The 23036-nt window shown below is 62.6% G+C and carries 22 protein-coding genes and 1 tRNA gene; 20 read left to right on the forward strand and 3 right to left on the reverse strand.

Translation table 11 applies throughout. The features are described from left to right. Window positions 1-5: 5 nt before the first annotated feature. From nuoF to NKH29_RS01350, 17 genes are all read left to right on the forward strand, one after another. Window positions 6-1310 carry an NADH-quinone oxidoreductase subunit NuoF gene (nuoF, locus tag NKH29_RS01270; protein ID WP_352483047.1) on the forward strand — a complete coding sequence of 435 codons (1305 nt, stop codon included), beginning with the start codon at window positions 6-8 and terminating at the stop codon, window positions 1308-1310. A gap of 78 nt (window positions 1311-1388) precedes the next feature. Next, window positions 1389-2084 (forward strand): helix-hairpin-helix domain-containing protein, encoded by a 696-nt coding sequence (locus tag NKH29_RS01275; protein WP_352483048.1) that lies wholly within the window; start codon window positions 1389-1391, stop codon window positions 2082-2084. Window positions 2085-2158: 74 nt separating this feature from the next. Then, window positions 2159-4240 (forward strand): NADH-quinone oxidoreductase subunit NuoG, encoded by a 2082-nt coding sequence (gene nuoG, locus NKH29_RS01280; RefSeq protein WP_352998841.1) that lies wholly within the window; start codon window positions 2159-2161, stop codon window positions 4238-4240. A 2-nt stretch (window positions 4241-4242) separates the two neighbouring features. Beyond that, a complete protein-coding gene (nuoH, locus tag NKH29_RS01285; protein WP_352483051.1) occupies window positions 4243-5286 on the forward strand; it encodes an NADH-quinone oxidoreductase subunit NuoH in 1044 nt (347 codons plus the stop codon). Continuing rightward, the gene (gene nuoI, locus NKH29_RS01290) at window positions 5286-5777 is read left to right on the forward strand and encodes an NADH-quinone oxidoreductase subunit NuoI (protein ID WP_352998843.1); all 492 of its coding nucleotides are present in this window, start codon (window positions 5286-5288) and stop codon (window positions 5775-5777) included. Before nuoH ends, nuoI begins: the two co-directional genes overlap by 1 nt. Window positions 5778-5895: 118 nt before the next feature. Then, the gene (locus NKH29_RS01295) at window positions 5896-6516 is read left to right on the forward strand and encodes an NADH-quinone oxidoreductase subunit J (RefSeq protein ID WP_352483053.1); all 621 of its coding nucleotides are present in this window, start codon (window positions 5896-5898) and stop codon (window positions 6514-6516) included. A 1-nt stretch (window position 6517) separates the two neighbouring features. Next, complete coding sequence (gene nuoK, locus NKH29_RS01300) at window positions 6518-6826, forward strand: NADH-quinone oxidoreductase subunit NuoK (RefSeq protein WP_023676620.1); 309 nt, start codon at window positions 6518-6520, stop codon at window positions 6824-6826. 10 nt (window positions 6827-6836) lie between these two features. Then, entirely contained in the window at window positions 6837-8810 is a 1974-nt protein-coding gene (gene nuoL / locus NKH29_RS01305) for an NADH-quinone oxidoreductase subunit L (protein ID WP_023720739.1), read from the forward strand. Then, window positions 8810-10315 (forward strand): NADH-quinone oxidoreductase subunit M, encoded by a 1506-nt coding sequence (locus tag NKH29_RS01310; protein WP_023720738.1) that lies wholly within the window; start codon window positions 8810-8812, stop codon window positions 10313-10315. The genes nuoL and NKH29_RS01310 overlap by 1 nt, the downstream gene beginning before the upstream one ends. Before the next feature lie 17 nt (window positions 10316-10332). Beyond that, window positions 10333-11769 carry an NADH-quinone oxidoreductase subunit NuoN gene (gene nuoN / locus NKH29_RS01315; protein ID WP_352998845.1) on the forward strand — a complete coding sequence of 479 codons (1437 nt, stop codon included), beginning with the start codon at window positions 10333-10335 and terminating at the stop codon, window positions 11767-11769. Window positions 11770-11773: 4 nt separating this feature from the next. Continuing rightward, window positions 11774-12595, forward strand: coding sequence for a biotin--[acetyl-CoA-carboxylase] ligase (locus tag NKH29_RS01320; protein ID WP_352998846.1), 822 nt, complete (start codon window positions 11774-11776; stop codon window positions 12593-12595). A gap of 84 nt (window positions 12596-12679) precedes the next feature. After that, entirely contained in the window at window positions 12680-14350 is a 1671-nt protein-coding gene (locus NKH29_RS01325; RefSeq protein WP_023720735.1) for a ribonuclease J, read from the forward strand. Window positions 14351-14447: 97 nt separating this feature from the next. Continuing rightward, window positions 14448-14852: a methylmalonyl-CoA epimerase gene (gene mce, locus NKH29_RS01330; protein WP_352483057.1), complete on the forward strand. Its 405-nt coding sequence runs from the start codon at window positions 14448-14450 to the stop codon at window positions 14850-14852. Next, a complete protein-coding gene (locus tag NKH29_RS01335; protein WP_352590101.1) occupies window positions 14849-15133 on the forward strand; it encodes a DUF1467 family protein in 285 nt (94 codons plus the stop codon). Before mce ends, NKH29_RS01335 begins: the two co-directional genes overlap by 4 nt. Before the next feature lie 561 nt (window positions 15134-15694). Further along, window positions 15695-17023 carry a proline--tRNA ligase gene (proS, locus tag NKH29_RS01340; protein WP_352791258.1) on the forward strand — a complete coding sequence of 443 codons (1329 nt, stop codon included), beginning with the start codon at window positions 15695-15697 and terminating at the stop codon, window positions 17021-17023. After that, on the forward strand, window positions 17020-18306 hold the full coding sequence (locus NKH29_RS01345) for a lipoprotein-releasing ABC transporter permease subunit (RefSeq protein ID WP_352791256.1): 1287 nt from the start codon (window positions 17020-17022) through the stop codon (window positions 18304-18306). The genes proS and NKH29_RS01345 overlap by 4 nt, the downstream gene beginning before the upstream one ends. After that, window positions 18303-18986, forward strand: coding sequence for an ABC transporter ATP-binding protein (locus NKH29_RS01350; protein ID WP_023720730.1), 684 nt, complete (start codon window positions 18303-18305; stop codon window positions 18984-18986). Before NKH29_RS01345 ends, NKH29_RS01350 begins: the two co-directional genes overlap by 4 nt. A gap of 404 nt (window positions 18987-19390) precedes the next feature. On the opposite strand, the gene lipB is transcribed toward NKH29_RS01350, so the two are convergent. Beyond that, complete coding sequence (lipB, locus tag NKH29_RS01355) at window positions 19391-20134, reverse strand: lipoyl(octanoyl) transferase LipB (RefSeq protein ID WP_352483062.1); 744 nt, start codon at window positions 20132-20134, stop codon at window positions 19391-19393. Between the two features lie 175 nt (window positions 20135-20309). On the opposite strand from lipB, the gene NKH29_RS01360 reads away from it, so the two are divergent. Next, window positions 20310-20394 (forward strand) — tRNA-Leu (locus NKH29_RS01360). Window positions 20395-20540: 146 nt separating this feature from the next. On the opposite strand, the gene NKH29_RS01365 is transcribed toward NKH29_RS01360, so the two are convergent. Then, window positions 20541-21362: a phosphatase PAP2 family protein gene (locus tag NKH29_RS01365; RefSeq protein ID WP_352998848.1), complete on the reverse strand. Its 822-nt coding sequence runs from the start codon at window positions 21360-21362 to the stop codon at window positions 20541-20543. A gap of 430 nt (window positions 21363-21792) precedes the next feature. Between NKH29_RS01365 and NKH29_RS01370 the strand changes: the two genes are divergently transcribed. Together NKH29_RS01370 and NKH29_RS01375 are read left to right on the forward strand one after the other, a co-directional pair. Then, complete coding sequence (locus tag NKH29_RS01370) at window positions 21793-22110, forward strand: ArsR/SmtB family transcription factor (protein ID WP_352998850.1); 318 nt, start codon at window positions 21793-21795, stop codon at window positions 22108-22110. Next, a complete protein-coding gene (locus NKH29_RS01375) occupies window positions 22107-22589 on the forward strand; it encodes an SRPBCC family protein (protein ID WP_352998852.1) in 483 nt (160 codons plus the stop codon). Before NKH29_RS01370 ends, NKH29_RS01375 begins: the two co-directional genes overlap by 4 nt. Before the next feature lie 197 nt (window positions 22590-22786). Here NKH29_RS01375 and NKH29_RS01380 read toward each other — a convergent pair whose 3' ends face one another. Beyond that, window positions 22787-23008: a hypothetical protein gene (locus tag NKH29_RS01380; protein WP_156948157.1), complete on the reverse strand. Its 222-nt coding sequence runs from the start codon at window positions 23006-23008 to the stop codon at window positions 22787-22789. Window positions 23009-23036 lie beyond the last annotated feature (28 nt).

Below are 23036 nucleotides of genomic sequence, written 5' to 3' on the forward strand. Positions count from 1 at the left end.
GAGCAATGCTTCAGGACAGAGACCGCATCTTCAACAATATCTACGGCCGCTTCGACAAGTCGCTGGCCGGCGCCATGGCGCGCGGTGCCTGGGACAACACGCCCGGCATCATCGCCAAGGGGCGCGAGTGGATCGTCAACGAGATGAAGGCCAGCGGCCTGCGCGGACGTGGCGGCGCGGGCTTCCCGACCGGGCTGAAATGGTCGTTCATGCCCAAGCAAAGCGACGGCCGGCCGAGCTATCTCGTCGTCAATGCCGACGAGTCCGAGCCCGGCACCTGCAAGGACCGCGACATACTGCGCCACGACCCGCACACGCTGGTCGAAGGCTGCCTGCTTGCGGGCTTCGCCATGGGCGCGGTCGCCGCCTACATCTATGTGCGCGGCGAGTTCATCCGCGAGCGCGAGGCGCTGCAACGCGCCATCGACGAGGCCTATGCGGCCAAGCTGATCGGCAAGAACAACACCTCCGGCTATGATTTCGACATCTACATGCATCATGGCGCCGGCGCCTATATCTGCGGCGAGGAAACGGCGCTGCTCGAAAGCCTCGAGGGCAAGAAGGGCCAGCCACGGCTTAAGCCGCCATTTCCGGCCAATGTCGGCCTCTATGGCTGCCCGACGACGGTCAACAATGTCGAGTCCATCGCTGTCGCGCCGACCATCCTGCGCCGCGGTGCCGCCTGGTTCTCGTCCTTCGGCCGGCCCAACAATGTCGGCACCAAGCTGTTCTGCATCTCCGGCCACGTCAACAATCCGTGCACCGTCGAAGAGGCGATGTCGATCCCGTTCCGCGAGCTGATCGAGACGCATTGCGGCGGCATTCGTGGCGGCTGGGATAATCTGCTGGCGGTCATTCCGGGCGGAGCGTCGGTGCCGCTGGTGCCGGCCGAGCAGATCATCGACGCGCCGATGGATTTCGACGCGCTGCGCGACCTGAAATCGGGCCTCGGCACGGCAGCTGTCATCGTCATGGACAAATCGACCGATATCGTGAAAGCGATCGCGCGGCTTTCCTATTTCTACAAGCACGAAAGCTGCGGCCAGTGCACGCCCTGCCGTGAGGGCACCGGCTGGATGTGGCGGGTGATGGAACGGCTGGTGCGCGGCGAGGCGCAGAAGCGCGAGATCGACATGCTGCTCGATGTGACCAAGCAGGTCGAGGGCCACACGATCTGTGCGCTTGGCGACGCGGCGGCATGGCCGATCCAGGGCCTGATGCGACATTTCCGCGGCGAGGTGGAGCGGCGCATCGACGAGTTTTCGCGCAACGCACACCGCGCCGAACCGGTGCTGGCGGCGGCAGAATAGAAGAATTCAAAAATGCGGGCGAATGTCCGAGACGAGGAAACGAGCGCGGGGCAGACGGAAACGACCAGGAGACCACCTATGTCGCTGTTTTCGACACCCGACGATTTTACGCCCGATATGGACCCGTTATTGAAGATGAACCAGGATCTGACCAGGATGATGCCGAAGGAGATGGCCAATGCCGTCAATCTCCTGGCGCATCCTGTCGCGAGTGCGGCGGCGATGGCGGCACTCGGCATCGGTCTTGCCAACCACGCCTTTGGCATCTGGATGGGCGTGCTTTCGGGCGCGGCCGAAACTTCGCAGCGGCTTTGGCAGCCGGTCGCCGAGGATTTCGAAGCCAGGACGGAACGCTTTTCCGCGACCGGCAAAAGCTCCTCGACAAAGGCGCGCGCAGCGACCAAAACCCTGATTGCCGAGGCGCAGTCCTTCGCCAATGACGTGACCGACATTGCGACGAGCACCGCGGCGCGGAGCTTGGCGAATGCGAGCACCGTTGCAGCGGATGCCTCGGCCGGGCTGATGCCGGAAGATTTCAAGCAGCCCAAAGCGATGGACCGGCCAGCTGAGCCGGCCGACCTCAAGGCGATATCGGGCATCGGGCCGAAACTGGAAAAGGTGCTGAACGGCCTTGGCATCTGGACATACGCCCAGATCGCCGCGTGGACGCCGCAAGAGATCGCCTGGGTCGAAGATTACCTGTCGTTGAAGGGCCGCATCGGCCGTGACGGCTGGATCGGTCAGGCGGCCGCGTTGGCCGGGGTCAAAAAGTGAATTCAATATCGTGCGCGGTCTCGGCTGCGTCCGGAAGGAAAGATTGCGGAACGTCCGCAGGGGTTTGAGGCGAAATGGCAAAGCTCAAGGTCGACGGGAAAGAGATCACTGTACCCGACCATTACACGCTGCTGCAGGCGGCCGAGGACGCCGGCGCGGAAGTTCCGCGCTTTTGCTTCCACGAGCGGCTGTCGATCGCCGGCAATTGCCGCATGTGCCTGATCGAGGTCAAGGGCGGGCCGCCCAAGCCGCAGGCGTCTTGCGCCATGGGCGTGCGCGACCTGCGCCCCGGCCCGAACGGCGAGCCGCCGGAAATCTTCACCAACACGCCGATGGTCAAGAAGGCGCGCGAAGGCGTGATGGAATTCCTGCTGATCAACCATCCGCTGGATTGCCCGATCTGCGATCAGGGCGGCGAGTGCGACCTGCAGGACCAGGCGATGGCGTTCGGCGTCGATTCCTCGCGCTACCACGAGAACAAGCGGGCGGTCGAAGACAAGTATATCGGGCCGCTGGTCAAGACGATCATGAACCGCTGCATCCATTGCACGCGCTGCGTCCGCTTCACCACCGAGATTGCCGGCATATCGGAACTCGGTCTGATCGGCCGCGGCGAGGATGCCGAGATCACCACCTATCTCGAAAGCGCGATGACTTCGGAACTGCAGGGCAATGTCATCGACCTTTGCCCGGTCGGTGCGCTGACTTCCAAACCCTACGCCTTCCAGGCACGGCCGTGGGAACTGACCAAGACCGAATCCATCGACGTCATGGACGCCGTCGGCTCGGCGATCCGCGTCGATAGCCGAGGCCGCGAAGTGATGCGCATCCTGCCGCGTACCAACGAGGCGGTGAACGAGGAATGGATTTCCGACAAGACCCGCTTCATTTGGGACGGCTTGCGCACGCAGCGCCTCGACCGGCCCTATGTGCGCAAGGACGGCAGACTGGCCCCCGCAAGCTGGGCCGAGGCTTTTGCCGCGATCAAGGAAGCGGTGTCGAATGCCGCACCCGAAAAGATCGGTGCCATTGTCGGCGATCTTGCCGCCGTCGAGGAGATCTACGCGCTGAAGCTTCTGATGGCTTCGCTTGGCTCGAAGAACACCGACTGCCGCCAGGACGGTGCCGCACTCGATCCGTCGCTCGGCCGGGCGAGCTATGTCTTCAACCCGACCATCGAAGGCATCGAACAGGCCGATGCGGTGCTGATCATCGGCGCCAATCCGCGCTTCGAGGCGTCCTTGCTCAACGCCCGCATCCGCAAGCGCTGGCGGGCCGGCAATCTGCCGGTCGGCGTCATCGGCGATGTCGGCGATACGCGCTATGATTACGAGCAACTCGGCGCCGGGCCGGAATCGCTGAAGGATCTTGCCGATGGCAACGGCAAATTCTTTCAACTGCTGAAGAAGGCGACGCATCCGCTGATCATCGTCGGCCAGGGTGCGCTGGCGCGTCCGGACGGCGCGGCCGTGCTCGGCCAGGCGGCGAAGCTCGCCGTCGCCGTCAACGCCGCAAGGGCCGACTGGAACGGCTTTGCCGTACTGCACACCGCGGCGGCGCGGGTCGGCGGCCTCGATGTCGGCTTTGTGCCGGGCGAGGGCGGCAGGAACGTCGCCGGCATGCTGGGCGAGACCGATGTGCTGTTCCTGCTCGGCGCCGACGAAATCGACATGGCCAAGACCGGCGGCGCTTTCGTCGTCTATATCGGCACGCATGGCGACAAGGGCGCGCATCGCGCCAACGTCATCCTGCCGGGTGCCGCCTATACCGAGAAGTCGGGCACCTTCGTCAACACCGAAGGCCGCGTGCAGCAGACCAACCGGGCCGGCTTCGCGCCCGGCGAGGCGCGCGAGGACTGGGCGATCCTTCGGGCACTGTCGGATGTGCTCGGCAAGAAGCTGCCGTTCGATTCGCTGCCGCAATTGCGCGCTAGGCTCTATGCGGAATACCCGCATCTTGCCCGCATCGACCATGTCGCGGCCGGCGACCCGGCCGACATCGCCAGGGTGGCCAAGCTCGGCGGGCGGCTGAACAAGGGCACCTTCACCTCGCCGGTCAAGGATTTCTACCTGACCAACCCGATCGCGCGGGCTTCCGCGGTGATGGCCGAGTGCTCGGCTTTGGCGAAGAACGGCTTCAGGCAGGCGGCGGAGTAGACATGGACACCTTCTTCTCCTTCTACGTGCTGCCGGCGCTGCTGATCCTTTTGAAGTCGGTCGTGCTGATCGTCGTTCTGTTGATCTTCGTCGCCTATGTGCTTTACGCCGACCGCAAGATCTGGGCGGCGGTGCAGCTGCGTCGCGGCCCGAACGTCGTCGGCCCATGGGGCACGCTGCAGGCCTTCGCTGACCTTTTGAAATTCGTCTTCAAGGAGCCGGTGATTCCGTCCGGCGCCAACAAGGGCGTCTTCCTGCTGGCGCCGCTGGTGTCGGCGGTGCTTGCGATCTCAGCCTGGGCGGTCATCCCGGTCAATGAGGGCTGGGCGATCGCCAACGTCAATGTCGGCATCCTCTATGTCTTCGCGATCTCCTCGCTCGAGGTCTATGGCGTGATCATGGGCGGCTGGGCGTCCAATTCGAAATACCCGTTCCTCGGTGCGCTGCGCTCGGCGGCGCAGATGGTGTCCTACGAAGTCTCCATCGGTTTCGTCATCGTCACCGTGCTGCTTTGCGTCGGCTCGCTCAACCTGACCGATATCGTTTTGTCGCAGCAGGATGGGCTGGGCACGAGGATCGGCCTGCCCAATACCTTCCTCGACTGGCATTGGCTGTCCCTGTTTCCGATGTTCATCGTCTTCTTCATCTCGGCGCTGGCGGAAACCAACCGTCCGCCCTTCGACCTCGTGGAAGCCGAATCGGAACTCGTCGCCGGCCATATGGTCGAATATTCCTCGACGCCGTTCCTGCTGTTCTTCCTGGGCGAATATGTCGCCGTCGTCCTGATGTGCGCACTGGCCACCATCCTGTTCCTTGGCGGCTGGCTGCCGCCCTTCAATTTCGCGCCGTTCACCTGGGTGCCGGGGCTGATCTGGTTCGTGCTCAAGGTCTGCCTGGTGTTCTTCATGTTCTCGATGGTGAAGGCGTTCGTGCCGCGCTATCGCTACGACCAGCTGATGCGGCTCGGCTGGAAGGTCTTCCTGCCGATCTCGCTGTTCATGGTGGTCGCCACCGCCGCCTTCCTCAAGATCACGGGGTTTGCCTGATGTCAGCATTGTCCCAGGCCGCCAAGTCACTGCTATTGCAGGATTTCGTCAGTGCTTTCTTCCTGTCGATGCGCCAGTTCTTCGCGCCGAAGGAGACGATCAATTATCCGCATGAGAAGGGGCCGGTCAGCCCGCGCTTCCGTGGCGAACATGCGCTGCGCCGCTATCCGAACGGCGAGGAACGTTGCATCGCCTGCAAATTGTGCGAGGCGATCTGCCCGGCGCAGGCCATTACCATCGAAGCCGGCCCGCGCCGCAATGACGGCACGCGGCGCACCGTGCGCTACGACATCGACATGGTGAAATGCATTTATTGCGGCTTCTGCCAGGAAGCCTGCCCGGTCGACGCTATCGTCGAGGGGCCGAATTTCGAATTCGCGACGGAGACGCGCGAGGAGCTTTATTACGACAAGAACAGGCTTCTGGCCAATGGCGACCGCTGGGAGCGTGAGCTGGCGCGCAACATCTCGCTGGATGCGCCTTACCGCTGATATTTGACGCATGGACGGGGCGAGGGGCCTCGTTTAAGGAACACGCAACTTGCCGACCGGAGGCGGTGGCAAAAAACAGGACGAACGTCCTGTTCGGACAGGAAACCCGGGGGAACCCATGCTGAGTGGACTAGAGGCGGCCTTTTTCTACCTCTTCGCCTTTGTCGCGGTGGCATCGGCGTTCATGGTCATTTCGGCGCGCAATCCCGTGCATTCGGTGCTGTTCCTGATCCTGACCTTCTTCAACGCCGCCGGCCTGTTCATGCTGACCGGCGCCGAGTTCCTGGCGATGATCCTGCTCGTCGTCTATGTCGGCGCGGTTATGGTGCTGTTCCTGTTCGTCGTGATGATGCTCGACGTCGATTTCGCCGAGATGAAGGAAGGCGCCCTGCAATACGCGCCGATCGGCGCGCTGGTCGGCCTGATCCTGGCAGCGGAGCTGATCATCGTGCTCGGCGGCTACACATTTGCGCCGAAACTGGCGGCGACGGTTTCGAAGCCCATCCCGGACCTGGCCGCGCGCTCCAACACGGCGGCGCTCGGCGACATCCTCTATACGGATTACCTCTATTACTTCCAGGTGGCGGGGCTGGTGCTGCTGGTCGCCATGATCGGCGCCATCGTGCTGACGCTGCGCCACAAGCCGGGCGTCAAGCGGCAGTCGATCGCCGCCCAGGTCGGCCGCACGCCGGTAACCGGAGTGGAAATCCGCAAGGTCAAGACGGGCGAAGGAGTCTGACATGGTCGTCGGCATCGCGCACTACCTGACCGTATCGGCGATCCTGTTCACGCTCGGCGTGTTCGGCATCTTCCTGAACCGTAGGAACGTCATCGTCATCCTGATGTCGATCGAGCTGATCCTGCTTGCGGTCAACATCAATTTCGTCGCCTTTTCGGCGGCGCTCGGCGATCTGGTCGGCCAGGTGTTCGCACTGTTCGTGCTGACCGTCGCGGCGGCCGAGGCGGCGATCGGCCTTGCCATTCTCGTCGTCTTCTTCCGCAACCGCGGCTCGATCGCGGTTGAAGACGTGAACATGATGAAGGGTTGACGGAACCACCATGTATCAGGCCATCGTCTTCCTTCCGCTGCTCGGCTTCCTGATCGTCGGCCTGTTCGGCACCTCGCTCGGCGCCAAGGCTTCCGAATACATCACCTCCGGCTTCCTGGTGATCGCGGCTGTGCTGTCGTGGGTCGCCTTCTTCTCGGTCGGCTTCGGCGGCGGCGAGGTGTTCACCGTGCCGGTGATGCGATGGATCCAGTCGGGAGGCCTCGAAGCGTCGTGGGCGCTGCGGATCGACACGCTGACCGTAGTGATGCTGGTCGTCGTCAATACGGTGTCGGCGCTGGTCCATATCTACTCGATCGGCTACATGCATCACGACCCGGACCGGCCCCGCTTCTTCGCTTATCTGTCGCTGTTCACCTTCGCCATGCTGATGCTGGTGACGGCCGACAACCTCGTGCAGATGTTCTTCGGCTGGGAAGGTGTCGGTCTGGCCTCCTATCTGCTGATCGGCTTCTGGTACAAGAAGCCGTCGGCCAATGCGGCTGCGATCAAGGCCTTCGTCGTCAACCGCGTCGGCGATTTCGGCTTCGCGCTTGGCATATTCGGCGTGTTCGTGCTTTTCGGCTCGGTCAATCTCGGCACCATCTTCGCCAATGCGGCGACGTTCATTCCGGCCGAAGGCGCGCAGCAGGGTCCGGCCGTACTGACCTTCCTCGGCTATGCGCTTGATAAGCAAGCCGCGATGACAGTCGTCTGCCTGCTCCTGTTCATGGGCGCCATGGGCAAGTCGGCGCAGGTGCCGCTGCACACCTGGCTGCCGGATGCCATGGAAGGCCCGACGCCGGTCTCGGCGCTGATCCATGCCGCTACCATGGTGACGGCAGGCGTGTTCATGCTGGCGCGGCTGTCGCCGCTGTTCGAGCTGTCGCATTCGGCGCTGACCGTGGTCACCTTCATCGGCGCCTTCACCGCCTTCTTCGCGGCGACAGTTGGCCTCGTCCAGAACGACATCAAGCGTGTCATCGCCTATTCGACCTGTTCGCAGCTCGGCTACATGTTCGTGGCGCTCGGCGTCGGCGCCTATGGCGCGGCGATCTTCCATCTGTTCACGCACGCCTTCTTCAAGGCGCTACTGTTCCTCGGCTCGGGTTCGGTCATCCACGCCGTCTCCGACGAGCAGGACATGCGCAAGATGGGCGGCCTGAGGACGCTCATCCCGACGACCTACTGGATGATGGTGATCGGCACGTTGGCGCTGACCGGCGTCGGCATCCCGGTGACGATCATCGGCACGGCCGGTTTCTTCTCCAAGGACGCCATCATCGAAGCCGCTTTTGCCAGCCACAATGCGGTCGCCGGGTTTGCCTTCATATTGCTGGTCGTTGCCGCCTGCTTCACCTCCTTCTATTCCTGGCGGCTGATCTTCATGACCTTCCATGGCGAGCCGCGGGCCAGCCATGAGGTGATGCACCATGTCCATGAATCGCCGCCGGTCATGCTGGTGCCGCTGTTCATCCTGGCGGCAGGCGCCCTGTTCGCCGGCGTGATCTTCCACGGCGCCTTCATCGGCGAGGGCTATGCCGAATTCTGGAAGGTGTCGCTGTTCACGCTGCCTGACAACCACATCCTGCACGAGATCCACGAACTGCCGCTTTGGGTCGAGCTCGCGCCGTTCATCGCCATGCTGATCGGCTTTGCGATAGCCTGGCAATTCTACATTCGCGCGCCGGAAATGCCTCGGAGCGTCGCCGCCAACCATCGCCTGCTCTACGCCTTCCTGCTCAACAAATGGTATTTCGACGAGCTCTACGACTTCCTGTTCGTGCGGCCGGCAAAGCGCCTCGGCAGCTTCCTGTGGAAGACCGGCGACGGCACTATCATCGACGGGCTCGGGCCGGACGGCATCTCGGCGCGCGTCGTCGACGTCACCAACCGCGTCGTCAAGCTGCAGACCGGCTATCTCTACCACTATGCCTTCGCCATGCTGATCGGCGTTGCCGCACTCGTCACCTGGATGATGCTCTGATGACCGCCTGGCCGATCCTATCGCTGGTCACCTTCCTGCCGCTGGTTGGTGTGCTGCTCATCCTTTTCGTGCGCGACGACAGCGACAATGCGCGCCGCAACATCCGCGCCATTGCGCTGTTCACGACCGCCTTCACATTCGTGGTTTCGCTGTTCATCTGGACCGGCTTCGACAATTCGCAGCCCGGCTTCCAGTTCGTCGAGAAGTTTGCCTGGCTGGATTCCGGCATCTCCTACCATATGGGCGTAGACGGCATCTCCATGCTGTTCGTCATCCTGACCACCTTCCTGATGCCGCTCTGCATCCTCGCCTCGTGGGAATCGATCGAGAAGCGCGTCAAGGCCTATATGATCGCCTTCCTGCTGCTCGAGACGCTGATGATCGGCGTGTTCTGCGCGCTCGACATCGTCCTGTTCTATGTCTTCTTCGAAGCCGGCCTGATCCCGATGTTCATTATCATCGGCGTGTGGGGCGGCAAACGGCGCGTCTATGCCTCGTTCAAGTTCTTCCTCTATACGCTGGCCGGCTCGGTGCTGATGCTGCTCGCTATCATGGCGATGTTCTTCCAGTCCGGCACCACCGACATCCCGACGCTTCTGACCCACAACTTCCCGGCCAATATGCAGACCTGGCTATGGCTTGCCTTCTTCGCTTCCTTTGCGGTGAAGATGCCGATGTGGCCGGTGCATACCTGGCTGCCGGACGCCCATGTCGAAGCGCCGACGGCCGGCTCGGTGATCCTGGCCGCCATCCTGCTCAAGATGGGCGGATATGGCTTCCTGCGTTTTTCGCTGCCGATGTTTCCAATCGCATCCGAAATGTTCGCGCCGCTGATCTTCACGCTCTCCGTCGTCGCCATCATCTACACCTCGCTGGTGGCGCTGATGCAGGAGGACATGAAGAAGCTGATCGCCTATTCGTCGGTCGCCCACATGGGCTTCGTTACCATGGGCATCTTCGCGATGAACCAGGAAGGCGTCCAGGGTTCGATCTTCCAGATGCTTTCGCACGGCCTGGTCTCAGGCGCGCTGTTCCTCTGCGTCGGCGTCGTCTACGACCGCATGCACACGCGTGACATCGACGCCTATGGCGGGTTGGTCAACAACATGCCGAAATATGCAACCGTGTTCATGATCTTCACCATGGCCAATGTCGGCCTGCCCGGCACCAGCGGCTTCGTCGGCGAGTTCCTGACCATGCTCGGCGTGTTCCGGGTCAACACCTGGGTGGCGTTCTTCGCCGCCACCGGCGTCATCCTGTCGGCGGCCTATGCGCTCTGGCTCTACCGCAAGGTGATCTTCGGCGCATTGACCAAGGAAAGCCTGAAAGGCCTGCTGGACCTGTCGACACGCGAGAAGGTGATCATCTATCCGCTGGTCGCGCTGGTCATCTTCTTCGGCGTCTATCCGGCGCCGATCTTCGACGCGACGGCCGAATCGGTCAAGGCGCTCGTCACCAATGTCACTGCATCCATCGGCGCCGCGCAGACCGCGGCGGCGAACTGACTGGGGTTTTGCGAACCATGACGCCGGACCTTCTCTCCAGCCTGTCGCTCTCGACGCCAGAGCTGATCCTCGCCATCGGCGCCTTGGCGCTGTTGATGCTCGGCGCCTATTCGCGCGCCAACACCACCGTCACAGTGAGCGGCCTTGCCGTCGCCGTGCTGGTGATCGCTGGCGCCTGGCTGATCTTTTCCCCGGGGCAGGGCAACGCCTATGGCGAAGCCTTCATCCAGGATCCGTTCGCCCGCTTCATGAAGGTGTTGGCGCTAATCGGCTCGGCGGTGACGCTGGTCATGTCGGTCCGCTTTGCCCAGGCGGAGCATTTCGACAAGTTCGAATATCCGGTGCTGATCCTGCTCTGCACGCTCGGCATGATGCTGATGATCTCGGCCAACGGCATGATCGGGCTCTATCTCGGCCTCGAGCTGCAGTCGCTGGCGATCTACGTGCTGGCGGCGATCAACCGCGACAATCTGCGCTCGACCGAGGCCGGGCTGAAGTACTTCGTCCTCGGCGCGCTGTCGTCGGGCATGCTGCTTTACGGCATCTCGCTGGTCTACGGCTACACCGGCAACACCGGCTTCCAGGAGATCGCCGCGGCGCTGAGCGGCGGCGAGCGCCAGCTCGGCCTCGTCTTCGGCCTGGTTTTCGTGCTGGCCGGCCTTGCCTTCAAGATCTCGGCGGTGCCGTTCCATATGTGGACGCCCGACGTCTATGAAGGTGCGCCGACGCCGGTGACGGCTTTTCTGGCGGCGGCACCCAAAATGGCGGCGATGGCGCTGATGGTGCGCGTCACCATGGGCGCCTTCAAGCCGATCGCCGCCGACTGGCAGCAGATCATCGTCTTCATCTCAATCGCCTCGATGGCGCTCGGCGCCTTTGCGGCGATCGGCCAGACCAACATCAAGCGGCTGATGGCCTATTCCTCCATCGGGCATATGGGTTATGCGCTGGTCGGCCTTGCCGCCAACAGCCAGGATGGCGTGCGCGGCGTCGCCATCTACATGCTGATCTACCTGGTGATGACGCTCGGCACCTTCGCCTTCATCCTCGCCATGCGGCGCAAGGAGGGCAATGTCGAGCAGATCAGCGATCTCGCCGGCCTGTCGGCGACCAATCCGATCATGGCGACGATCCTCACCATCCTGATGTTCTCGCTGGCCGGTATCCCGCCGCTCGCCGGCTTCTGGGGGAAATGGTACGTGTTCCTCGCCGCCATCAACGCCAATCTCTACGCGCTGGCGATCATCGGCGTGCTGGCCTCGGTGGTGGGCGCCTATTATTATCTGCGCATCATCAAGATCATGTGGTTCGACGAACCGGTCGGCGGCTTCGTTCCGATGGCGACCGAACTGCGCGTCGTGCTCGGCGTCTGCGGCGCCTTCGTGCTGTTTTACGTGCTGATCGGCGGCCCGATCGGAACCTACGCCGCTGCCGCAGCCAAGACCTTCTTCTGACGGAATGACATTCAGGCTGGCTCCAACCGCGGCTTCGGAAGGGTTCCGGCTCGAGGCGCACGACACGGTCGGCTCCACCAATGCGCTGGCGCTGGAGCACGCGCGGGCCGGCGATCCGGGCAAGCTCTGGGTCGTCTCAAAAAAGCAGGAAGCCGGGCGTGGCCGCCGTGGCCGCGCCTGGGCGACGCCCGAAGGCAATCTGGCAGCGACGCTGCTGGTGATCACCAACACCGAGCTTCGGCTTGCCGCGACGCTCGGCTTCGTTGCCGGACTGGCGCTGGCCGACGCGCTCGACGCTGCCGTGCCGAAGGGCAGGATCGCGATCGGCCTCGATGGTGCGAGCCAAGGCAAGAACCGTTTCGAGCTGAAATGGCCGAACGATGTGCTTGCCTCGGGCGCCAAGCTCGCCGGCATCCTACTGGAATCGGCGATGCTGGAGGGGGGCCGTTCCGCAGTGGCTGTCGGCATCGGCGTCAATGTGGTGGCTTATCCCAGGGATTTGCCCTATCCAGCGACGTCGCTCAACGCGCTGGGGTCTGCTTGCGATGCCGAGACGCTGTTTCTGGCGCTGTCGGATGCATGGAGCGAGAATGCCCGGCTGTGGAACGAAGGGCGTGGGCTTGCCGCCGTCAGGCAGCGGTGGCTGGCGCGTGCGGCGGGGCTTGGCGGGCAGGTTGCTGTCAGAATTGACGGTAATGTGGTGCGCGGCACCTTCGAGACCATTGACGAGGACTGCCGTTTCGTGATCCGCGACGATGAAGGTTCGGTTCTGACGATCGCCGCCGGCGACGTGCATTTCGGCGCGGTTGCCTCGGCCGGCGGTTGACTGGCCAATACGTTTGACTGGCCTGTATTTGACCAGCTTGAATTTGACCGGCCCAAGAGTTTGACGGGCAAGGAAGGAAAGATCATGGCGAAAGCGGAAAACGCCGAACTTGTCTTCGTGCCGCTCGGCGGTGTCGGTGAGATCGGCATGAACTTCGCCCTCTACGGCTATGGCCCGGCCAATGCGCGCGAATGGATCGTCGTCGATGTCGGCGTCACCTTTCCCGATGCAACCCTGCCCGGCGTCGACCTGGTGCTGCCCGACACGCGCTTCATCGAGGAGAATGTCGCCAATCTGCGCGGGATCGTCATCACCCATGCGCATGAGGACCACTACGGTGCGCTGCACGACATCTGGCCGAAGCTCAAGGCGCCGGTGTGGATGACGCCGTTCAGCGCCGGCCTGCTGGAAGCCAAGCGGCAGGGCGAGCAAGGGGCGCCGAAAATTCCGGTGACGATCTACCGGGCCGGCGAGAAATTCACCGTCGGTCCGTTCGAGATCGAGGCCATCCCCGTCGCGCACTCCATTCCCGAGCCGATGTCGCTGGCGATCACCACTCCGGCCGGCGTCGTCATCCATACCGGCGACTGGAAGATCGATCCGGCGCCGACGGTGGGGCCGATGACCGACGAGTCACGCTTCCGCGCCTATGGCGACAAGGGCGTGCTGGCGCTGATCTGCGATTCCACCAATGCGTTGCGGGAAGGGGAATCGCCGTCCGAAGTGGCGGTGGGCGAGGGCATCAAGAGCGTCATCCAGAACGCCAAGGGCCGTGTAGCCGTCACCAGCTTCTCCTCCAATGTCGGGCGCATCGTCTCCATCGCAAAGGCAGCGCGGGATGCCGGCCGCCAGTGCCTGGTGCTTGGCCGCTCGATGAAGCGCGTCATCGATGTGGCTGATGAACTCGGCTATATGGACGGCTTGCCGGAATTCATCGCCGAGGAAGATTACGGCTTCATCCCGCGCGAAAACCTCGTCATCATCTGTACCGGCAGCCAGGGCGAGCCGCTTGCCGCACTCGCCAAGCTGTCGCGCGACGAGATGAAGTCGGTGGCGCTGACTGCCGGCGACACGGTGGTGTTTTCCTCGCGCACCATTCCCGGCAATGAGAAGGCGATCCTCGAGATCAAGAACCGCCTGATCGATCTCGGCATCAAGATCATTGAGGACGGCGATGCGCTGGTGCATGTCTCCGGTCATCCGCGCCGCAGCGAATTGCGCAAGATGTATGAATGGGTGCGGCCGCAGATCGGCGTTCCCGTGCATGGCGAGGCGGCGCATCTGGTGGCGCAGGGCTCGCTGATGTCGACGTCCGGCATCGGCCAGGTGGCGCAGGTGCGCGACGGCGACATGCTCAGGCTCTATCCGGGTGCGGCTGCGATCATCGACCAGGTGCCGTTCGGCCGCATCTACAAGGACGGAAGGCTGGTCGGCACCGACCAGGCGATGGGCATTCGCGACCGGCGCAAGCTGTCCTTCGCCGGCCACGTCGCCGTCAATGTCGTGCTCGACGACAAATACGAACTCGCCGGCGATCCCGATCTCGTCGCCATCGGCGTCGCCGAGGCCGATGGCAGCGGCGAGAGCCTGGAAGACCTGATGATCGATGCGGCAATCGGCGCCGTGGACTCCATCCCCCGCCAGCGCCGAAAAGACCTCGACCTGGTCCAGGAGGCGGTGCGGCGCGCGGTGCGCGGCGCGGCCAACGAAGCCTGGGGCAAGAAGCCGCTGGTGACGGTGTTCGTCACGCGGTAAGGGAATAGGGGAGTAGGGCAGTACGGCAGTAGGGGAGAAAGTAGTTTTCCCTACTCCCATACTGCCCTATTGCCTTACTGCCCTAAGGACGCAGTCAATGCTCGGACGCCTCAACCATGTCGCGCTTGCCGTGCCGGATCTGGCTGCGGCGGCGGCGGCCTATCGGGATACGCTTGGCGCCCGCGTGACCGCGCCGCAGGCGCTGCCGGAGCATGGCGTGACGGTGGTGTTCGTCGACGTCGGCAATACCAGGATCGAGTTGCTGGAGCCGCTCGGCGAAGGCTCGCCGATCGCGGCATTCCTCGAGAAGAATCCGTCCGGCGGAATGCACCATGTCTGCTACGAGGTTGACGACATTGTTGCGGCGCGCGACCGTCTCAAGGCCAGCGGCGCGCGCGTGCTGGGCGATGGCAATCCGAAGACCGGCGCGCATGGCAAACCGGTATTGTTTCTGCACCCCAAGGACTTTTTCGGCACGCTGGTCGAACTGGAGCAAGCATGAGCTGGGTCTCTTTCATCGCCCTGTTCTTCGCCACATGGTGGGTGGTGTTGTTCGCCGTCTTGCCGTTCAGCATGCGGACGCAGGACGAGGACCAGGATGTGACGCTGGGTACGGTTCCGAGCGCGCCGCGCGGACCGCATATGCTGCGCGCCGCACTGCGCACGACGATCGCCACACTGGTCCTGATGGGCATCTTCTACGGCATCACGAGAGGGCTTGGTCTCGGCATCGACGACATCCCGCACATCGTGCCGGATTTCAACCAGAGCCCAGCGCATTAGCCGGCTACCCAACGTCCGGCTATCCAAGACCTATGCCGACGCCCTGAAATCAAGCTCAGCCAGCAAGGTCAACCCAAGTAAAGGCCGTGGGCCGGATTTGGGCTGACGCAACGTCATGTAGTTTGGCAATCTGTCTTGCTAACCAAATGATTGCACAAAAAAAATGCAAGGCGCGAGGCCTTGCAATTTAAACGCGTCCGATCTGTTTCCGGTGTCCGGCGGCAGCGAGTTACCGCGCCTAGATCGCATCCTCCCAAGACTTTGACCGCGTAGGAGGGCAGATTTTTCTCCGCCCTCTCGGTTATCGGGGCACACTAGCCTAAGGCGGGTGAAAATGTCACGAAGAATTTTGCCCGGAAACAGGCAATCTCGTGCTGCAGTGCACAATAGTACGGCAGGCGTTGCTTGCGAAACGCCCAGCAAGCCGTGTGCGGCAATTGCGGCGTCTGTGCAGCGCCTGGGCCGGGTTTCCATTCCGCCATGAAATGGCTATGAAGCCGGGGCAAGCAAGCCTGCGCTGCGCCGATTCCGGCGCCGCCATCCTCTCTCACGGACCAGTTCATGCGTTTGTCGCGCTATTTCCTGCCCATCCTCAAAGAAAATCCGCGCGAGGCCGAGATCGTCTCGCATCGGCTGATGCTGCGCGCCGGCATGATCCGCCAGCAGGGGCAAGGCAGCTTCTCCTGGCTGCCGCTCGGCAAGCGGGTACTGGACAAGGTCTGCCGGATCATTCGCGAGGAGCAGAATCGCGCCGGCGCGCTCGAAATCCTGATGCCGACCATCCAATCGGCCGAGCTGTGGCGCGAAAGCGGCCGCTACGAAGACTACGGCAAGGAGATGCTGCGCATCAAGGACCGGCAAGATCGCGACATGCTCTACGGCCCGACCAACGAGGAGATGGTCACCGAGATCTTCCGCTCCTACGTCAAGTCCTACAAGGACCTGCCGCTCAACCTCTATCATATCCAGTGGAAGTTTCGCGACGAGGTGCGCCCGCGCTTTGGCGTCATGCGTTCGCGCGAATTCCTAATGAAGGACGCCTATTCCTTCGACCTCGATTATGAAGGCGCCAAGGCCGCTTATAACCGTATGTTCGTGTCCTATCTCAGGACGTTCACGCGCATGGGGCTGCAGGCGATCCCGATGCGCGCCGACACCGGGCCGATCGGCGGCGACCTCAGCCATGAGTTCATCATCCTGGCCGACACCGGCGAGAGCCAGGTGTTTTGCCATCGCGACTATCTCTCGCTTGATGTACCAGGGGCGAATACCGACTTTTCGAATGACGCCGAGATCGCCGAGATCGTCAAGACATGGACGACGCCCTATGCCGCCACCGACGAAATGCATGACGAGGCGGCATGGGAAAAGCTCTCCGAAGCCGACAAGGTCTCGGCGCGCGGCATCGAGGTTGGCCATATCTTCCATTTCGGCGACAAATATTCCAAGCCGATGGGCGCCAAGGTGACCGGGCCGGACGGCAAGGATCATTTCGTCTCTGGCGGTTCCTACGGCATCGGTCCGTCGCGGCTGGTCGCGGCGATTATCGAGGCCAGCCATGACGATAACGGCATCATCTGGCCGGAAGCGGTGGCGCCGTTCGACATCGGCCTGATCAACATGAAGGCTGGCGATGCCGAATGCGACTGCGTCTGCGGTGAGATGCATGCCGCCTTTGCCGCCGCCGGCAAGGAGGTGCTCTACGATGACACCGACCAGCGGCCGGGAGGCAAGTTCGCTACCGCCGACCTGATCGGACTTCCGTGGCAGGTGATCGTGGGGCCGCGCGGCGTCGCAGCCGGCGAGGTCGAGATCAAGAACCGCAGGACCGGCGAGCGCGAGACGCTGCCGATCGGCGACGTGAAAAAGCGTTTCGGTGCCGCCGCATGAACGAAGCGGCAGCAGCCAAACCTTCGGGGGCAGGACCCTTTTCCGGCTTTGAGCGTATGGTTGCGTGGCGCTATCTGCGCTCGCGCCGCAAGGAGACGGTGATCTCGGTCATCGCCTCGATCTCCTTCCTCGGCATCATGCTGGGCGTTGCCACGCTGATCGTCGTCATGGCGGTCATGAACGGCTTTCGCGCCGAACTGCTGACGCGCATCCTCGGCGTCAACGGGCACCTGATCGTGCAGCCGCTCGACATGCCGCTGGAGGACTATGCCCAGGTCGCCGGCCGCATCAACGGCGTGCCCGGCGTCAAATACGCCATTCCGCTGATCGACGGGCAGGTGCTGGCGCAAGGCAATGTCGGCGGCGGCACCGGCGCGCTGGTGCGCGGCATACGCGGCGAGGACCTCGGCAAGATCACCATCGTCGCCAACAACATCAAGGAGGGCTCGATCGTCGGCTTCGACACCGGCGAGGGCGTCGCCATCGGCAGCCGCATGGCCGAGAATCTCGGCCTTGTGCTTGGCGATACGATCACGCTGATCTCGCCCGAGGGCGACGTCACGCCGCTCGGCACGACGCCGCGCATGAAGGGCTATCCGGTCACCGCGATCTTCGAGGTCGGCATGTCGGAATATGACAGCTCCATCGTTTACATGCCGTTCTCGGAATCGCAGCTTTATTTCAACATGGACGGCCGGGCGCAGACGATCGAGATCTACACCGACAATCCCGACAATATCGACGCGCTGAAGCCGAAGGTCGAAGAGGCGGCGCAGCGGCCGATCAGCCTTGTCGATTGGCGGCAACGCAACAAGACGTTCTTCGACGCGCTGCAGGTCGAGCGCAACGTCATGTTCATGATCCTGACGCTGATCGTGCTGGTGGCGGCCCTCAACATCATTTCGGGCCTGATCATGCTGGTGAAGGACAAGGGCCACGACATCGCCATCCTGCGCACCATGGGAGCGACGCGCGGCGCGATCCTGCGCATCTTCCTGATGACAGGCGCTGCGATCGGCGTTGTCGGCACCATCGCCGGCGTGCTGCTCGGTATCTTGATCTGCCTCAACGTCGAGCGCATCCGCCAGTTCTTCTCCTGGCTGGCCGACGAGCGGCTGTTCAATCCCGAGCTTTATTTCCTAAGCCAGCTGCCGGCCCGCATGGATGCCAGCGAGACGATCTCGGTCGTTCTCATGGCTTTGGCGCTGTCGTTCCTGGCGACACTGTTTCCGGCGTGGCGGGCGGCCAGGCTCGATCCGGTCGAAGCGCTGAGGTACGAATGATGGCCGAGGCCATTATCGAGCTGAAGAGCGTCGAACGGCACTATGTGCAGGGGCCGCGCAAGCTGACCATCCTGAACGGCGCCGATTTTTCGCTTAAGCGTGGCGAGATGGTGGCGCTGGTGGCGCCGTCGGGCACCGGCAAGTCGACGCTGCTCCACACCGCCGGGCTGCTGGAGCGGCCGGACGCCGGCGACGTGATCCTGGCGGGGCGCGCCTGCGGCCGGCTTTCCGACGACGAGCGCACGGCGATCCGCCGCAACGATGTCGGCTTCGTCTACCAGTTCCATCATTTGCTGCCTGAATTCTCGGCGCTGGAAAACATCATGATGCCGCAGCTGATAAAAGGGCTGGCGCGCAAGGAGGCGGCCGAGCGGGCGGCGCAATTGCTCGACTACATGCAGATCGGCAAGCGGGCGCAGCATCGCCCTTCCGAGCTCTCCGGCGGCGAGCAGCAGCGCGTCGCCATTGCGCGCGCCGTCGCCAACGCACCGCTGGTGCTTTTGGCCGACGAGCCGACCGGCAACCTCGACCCGGTGACTGCTTCCTATGTGTTCGAGGCGCTGGCAGCGCTGGTCCGGCAATCCGGCCTGGCGGCGCTGATCGCCACCCATAATCACGAGCTTGCCTCGCGCATGGATCGCCGCGTGACGCTTGCCGACGGCAAGGTCGTCCCGCTTTAGGGTGTGCTAAGACCGAGGTGATGCCGGCCTGCGAACTGGCGTGCGCCGTCCGCTATTTTTCGTGCGCGCTCTCGGCCCGAAACCGTCGGCAATCTGCCTCTCAACCCTTTCTTAACCCTGCCGAAATTGACCGCACGCAATTCCGGCCATGCCGGGATTGCGATCGTTGACATTCGAACAAAATTAGAACAAAATACGAACATACTAACAACAGGAGAGAGTTATGACCGATCTTGTTCAGGATGTCGTTTCGCTGGTGTGCATGAGCACGTTCCTCATTTCCATGGCAATCTGGATCGGCGCGATGTGAGGATGCGCTGAAAGACATGGCTCGAACGCTGACGACCCGTTCTTCGCGGAGGCGAGGGGCGCAGCGTAGGACTACGGTCTTCAGTGAGGTTCTGTCAGCCGACTTTGCGGGCCGCCTCGACCTGCAAAGGCGCTGCCGGGCCGAAGACATCTTCGAAGGCTGATTTCAGCGCCAGGTCGAGATCGGCCATTGTTACGGGAAGGCCGAGATCGATGAGGCTGGTGACGCCGTGATCCTGGACGCCGCACGGCACGATGCCGCTGAAATGGCCGAGATCCGGCTCGACATTGATGGCAATGCCGTGAAAGCTCACCCAGCGCCTCAGCCTGATGCCGATGGCAGCGATCTTGTCCTCGGCGACCGAGCCGTCGGGCAAAGCGGGGCGATCCGGCCGCACCACCCAGACGCCGACGCGGTCCTCGCGGCGTTCGCCGCGTACGTTGAAGGCGGCCAGCGTGCCGATGATCCATTGTTCGAGTGCCGCGACGAAGGCGCGGACATCCTCGCGCCGCCGCTTGAGGTCGAGCATGACATAGGCGACGCGCTGGCCCGGCCCATGATAGGTGTATTCGCCGCCGCGCCCGGCGGCAAAGACCGGGAAGCGGTCCGGCTCGATCAGGTCCTCGAAACGGGCGCTGGTGCCGGCGGTATAGAGCGGCGGATGCTCGACCAGCCAGACCATCTCGCCAGCCGCGCCGCTGCGGATTGCTTCGGCGCGCGCCTCCATCACGGCGAGCGCATCGGGATAGGCGGTGAGCCCGGGCTCAATGCGCCATTCGACCGGCGCCGAGCCGGGCGAGGGCAGGAACGACGTGGCGATCTGGCTGCGTTCTGTCATGATATGTCGTCTCGCCCCTCATATGGCGGCAATCGGTACAAACGTCCAGTTCCGGGCACGTTCGGCGCTTTGCAGAGTTAAGCCGATCCGGCCGATTATTGCTGGCCGCGCACTTGTTTCACCGGAAACGATTTGCTACACGCCGCGGGCCGGTTCGTTCTGGCTCCTACCACGTGCGGTCGTGGCGGAATTGGTAGACGCGCAGCGTTGAGGTCGCTGTGGGGCAACCCGTGGAAGTTCGAGTCTTCTCGACCGCACCATTTAATTCGAAAGCGCCCCGTTGAGTTCGAGCACGGCAAAGAGCGTCTTTGTCAGGCGCGAGGCTTTTTTGCCTGACTGCGATCGCGAGTTTGGCCGATGCGAAAACGCCATCGGCGCGTAGCATATATGCGGTTTGCGTGGATAATTATTCGCGCACCAGGCGTCCGGTTGCCCACCAGATCACAGATACAGCAGCGATCGATACGTAGCCGTCCAGGGCATAGTGCCATCCAGTGTACACCGATCCGTACAGGATCAGGGCTGCAAACGCCCAACCCAGAGCGCCCAGCCAGAGATTGATCGAGGACAGCAAATAGGCGTTCAGTGCGGCAAAGGCGACATGCATGCTTGGCATGGCCGAGATGCCGCCGCCAAGGCTTGGCCGGCCACTCCGGTAAGCCATCAGGAGATATGCTGCGGGTTCCCGCACCATGTAACTATGGTCCAGTCTGTCCAAGGCGGCATTCAATCCGTGGAAGCGATCCACGCCAACAAACTGGTGGTAGTAAACCGGCCCGACCGATGCCAGCGCCAAAGCCAAGACAGTTCCGAGGATGCACAACGTCAGCGCTGCCGCGCTGAGATAGCGGATGCGCGCAATCTCGTCCGACCAGAGCGCCACGAAAAGGATGGTGCCGAACCACTGGTAGAACCAAATGACTTCATAGCTGTTGAAGACGACGAGCGACCACCCGTTGCTGTCGAGCTTATGGGCGATCTCCCACGGCGGCATCCCGTGCAACCATTCATCAGCGTCGGCTAACCAGTGGTCGGCATAGTATGGGACGACGGACGGGATGGCGATCTTGTAGGTGGAGAACGCGGTCAAGCTGGCAAAGAAGAACAGCAGCACCAACAGACAGCCGCGCCAGCGCCCTTGAACCAATTCCAGGGCGTAGCGAACCGGTTGCCGTCGGCCATGGATGAGCGCGGCACAACAGACGCCACCGATAAACAAGACCGGCATGCCAATAAGAAACTTGTGAGAATAGATTAGGGCTGATGTACGGAATACTTCTGGATATAGTGCAGATGCACCTAACACGTACATTGCCATAAACAAGGAGAGGCGCAATTGCCATATGGCTGAGGGCCTGTGGCGAGAGGCTTCCGTAGTTAGGGCCAAGCCAATTTACCCGTTCTTAATGTTTCGCCGCAGAGACATATACACCGATAAGGTAAAAACCTTGCCGTCAGGTTTACTTTTCCCCGGTGGTCGATACCTGCCGGCTCGCATGCGGTGGATTGATTCCCTGAGCAATCTTGCATCCGCATTGCTGCCCATGCCCCGCGCGAAGGAATTACCCCGGAGCCTCGGGCCGAACCGGCCCGTTGCTTAAACACAGGCCCGCCACTCCCTCGGTTGACCTATCATAAGTTTTAGCTTATCATAAGTCATGGTTTATGATTACGCAGGAATGGTGGCCTTGGCCGATCCGACACGCCGCAAGGTGTTCGAGCTCATCGCCGATCGGCCGCGCTCGGTCATCGATCTGACGCGGGTGCTTCCGGTCTCGCAGCCGGCGGTATCGCAGCACCTCAAAGTGCTGAAGGAAGCCCGACTGGTCCGTGCCGAGCCCAAGGGCGCCAGCAATATCTATCATCTCGACCCGCATGGGCTCGGCGAGATGCGCGCCTGGCTCGATCGCATGTGGGGCGATGCGCTCGACGTCTTCAAACGGGAAGTCGACAACAGCAAGGAGAAGAGGAAATGACGACCATGATCAAGCCCGCACCGGTCAGGAAGTCGGTGACCGTGGAGGTGCCGCGCGACAAGGCATTCGATGTGTTCACGACAGGGTTCGGACGGTGGTGGCCGGCTTCGCACTCGATCGGCAAATCCGCCCTGACGACCGCGGTGATCGAACCGAAAGCCGGCGGCCGCTGGTACGAGATCGGCGAGGATGGGTCAGAATGCGATTGGGGCGAGGTTCTCGCCTGGGATCCGCCGTCGAGGCTGACGCGCGCCTGGCGTATCGGGGCCGACTGGCGCTACGATCCGGCATTGCTGACCGAGGTCGACATCCGCTTTGTCGCGCTCGGCGAGAATTCGACGCGGGTGGAACTCGAGCACCGGCTTCTGGAGAACATGGGCGAGACCGCAGAAGCAGCGCGCCAGGCCTTCGAATCGGAGCGTGGCTGGAGCGGTGTCCTTGGCGCCTACGCGGCTGAGGCCAAACGCTACGCTGCCTGATCGGCAGGCCTCTAAGCCCGATATCCAGCGAGGCCGTCGCACCGTCGGCCTCGCCTCATTCCCGGTGCAGCATATGCCGTTGTGCCCGACCACCGGGACTGTTGTTGTTGGGCGACCGATTCCCCGACCGGGGCACACCACACCTGGCGTTGTCGCGGACTACCCGGCGGTTGGTCGGCGGCGATGGCAGAGCTGGATTACCGGTGCTTCTCGACGAAAGCCTTGCAGGCGGGTGACAACTGCTCGATCATGCTCTGAAGGTCGCATTTGCCGATCGGTGTCATTGGGCAAAGCCGTTTGTAGTCAGGCTTGCATTCCTTGCCCTGAAAAGATTTGAAGGCCTTTGCATCGGCGGTAATCGGGTTCAAAAGTATTCCCGAACAAACCAACGCAAGACTGGTAAATAGATACTTCCCCATAAACACCCTCCCTTTATTACCGGTAATT

This window comes from Mesorhizobium sp. M1295 (genome assembly GCF_040318135.1).
Classification (GTDB): Bacteria; Pseudomonadota; Alphaproteobacteria; order Rhizobiales; family Rhizobiaceae; genus Mesorhizobium.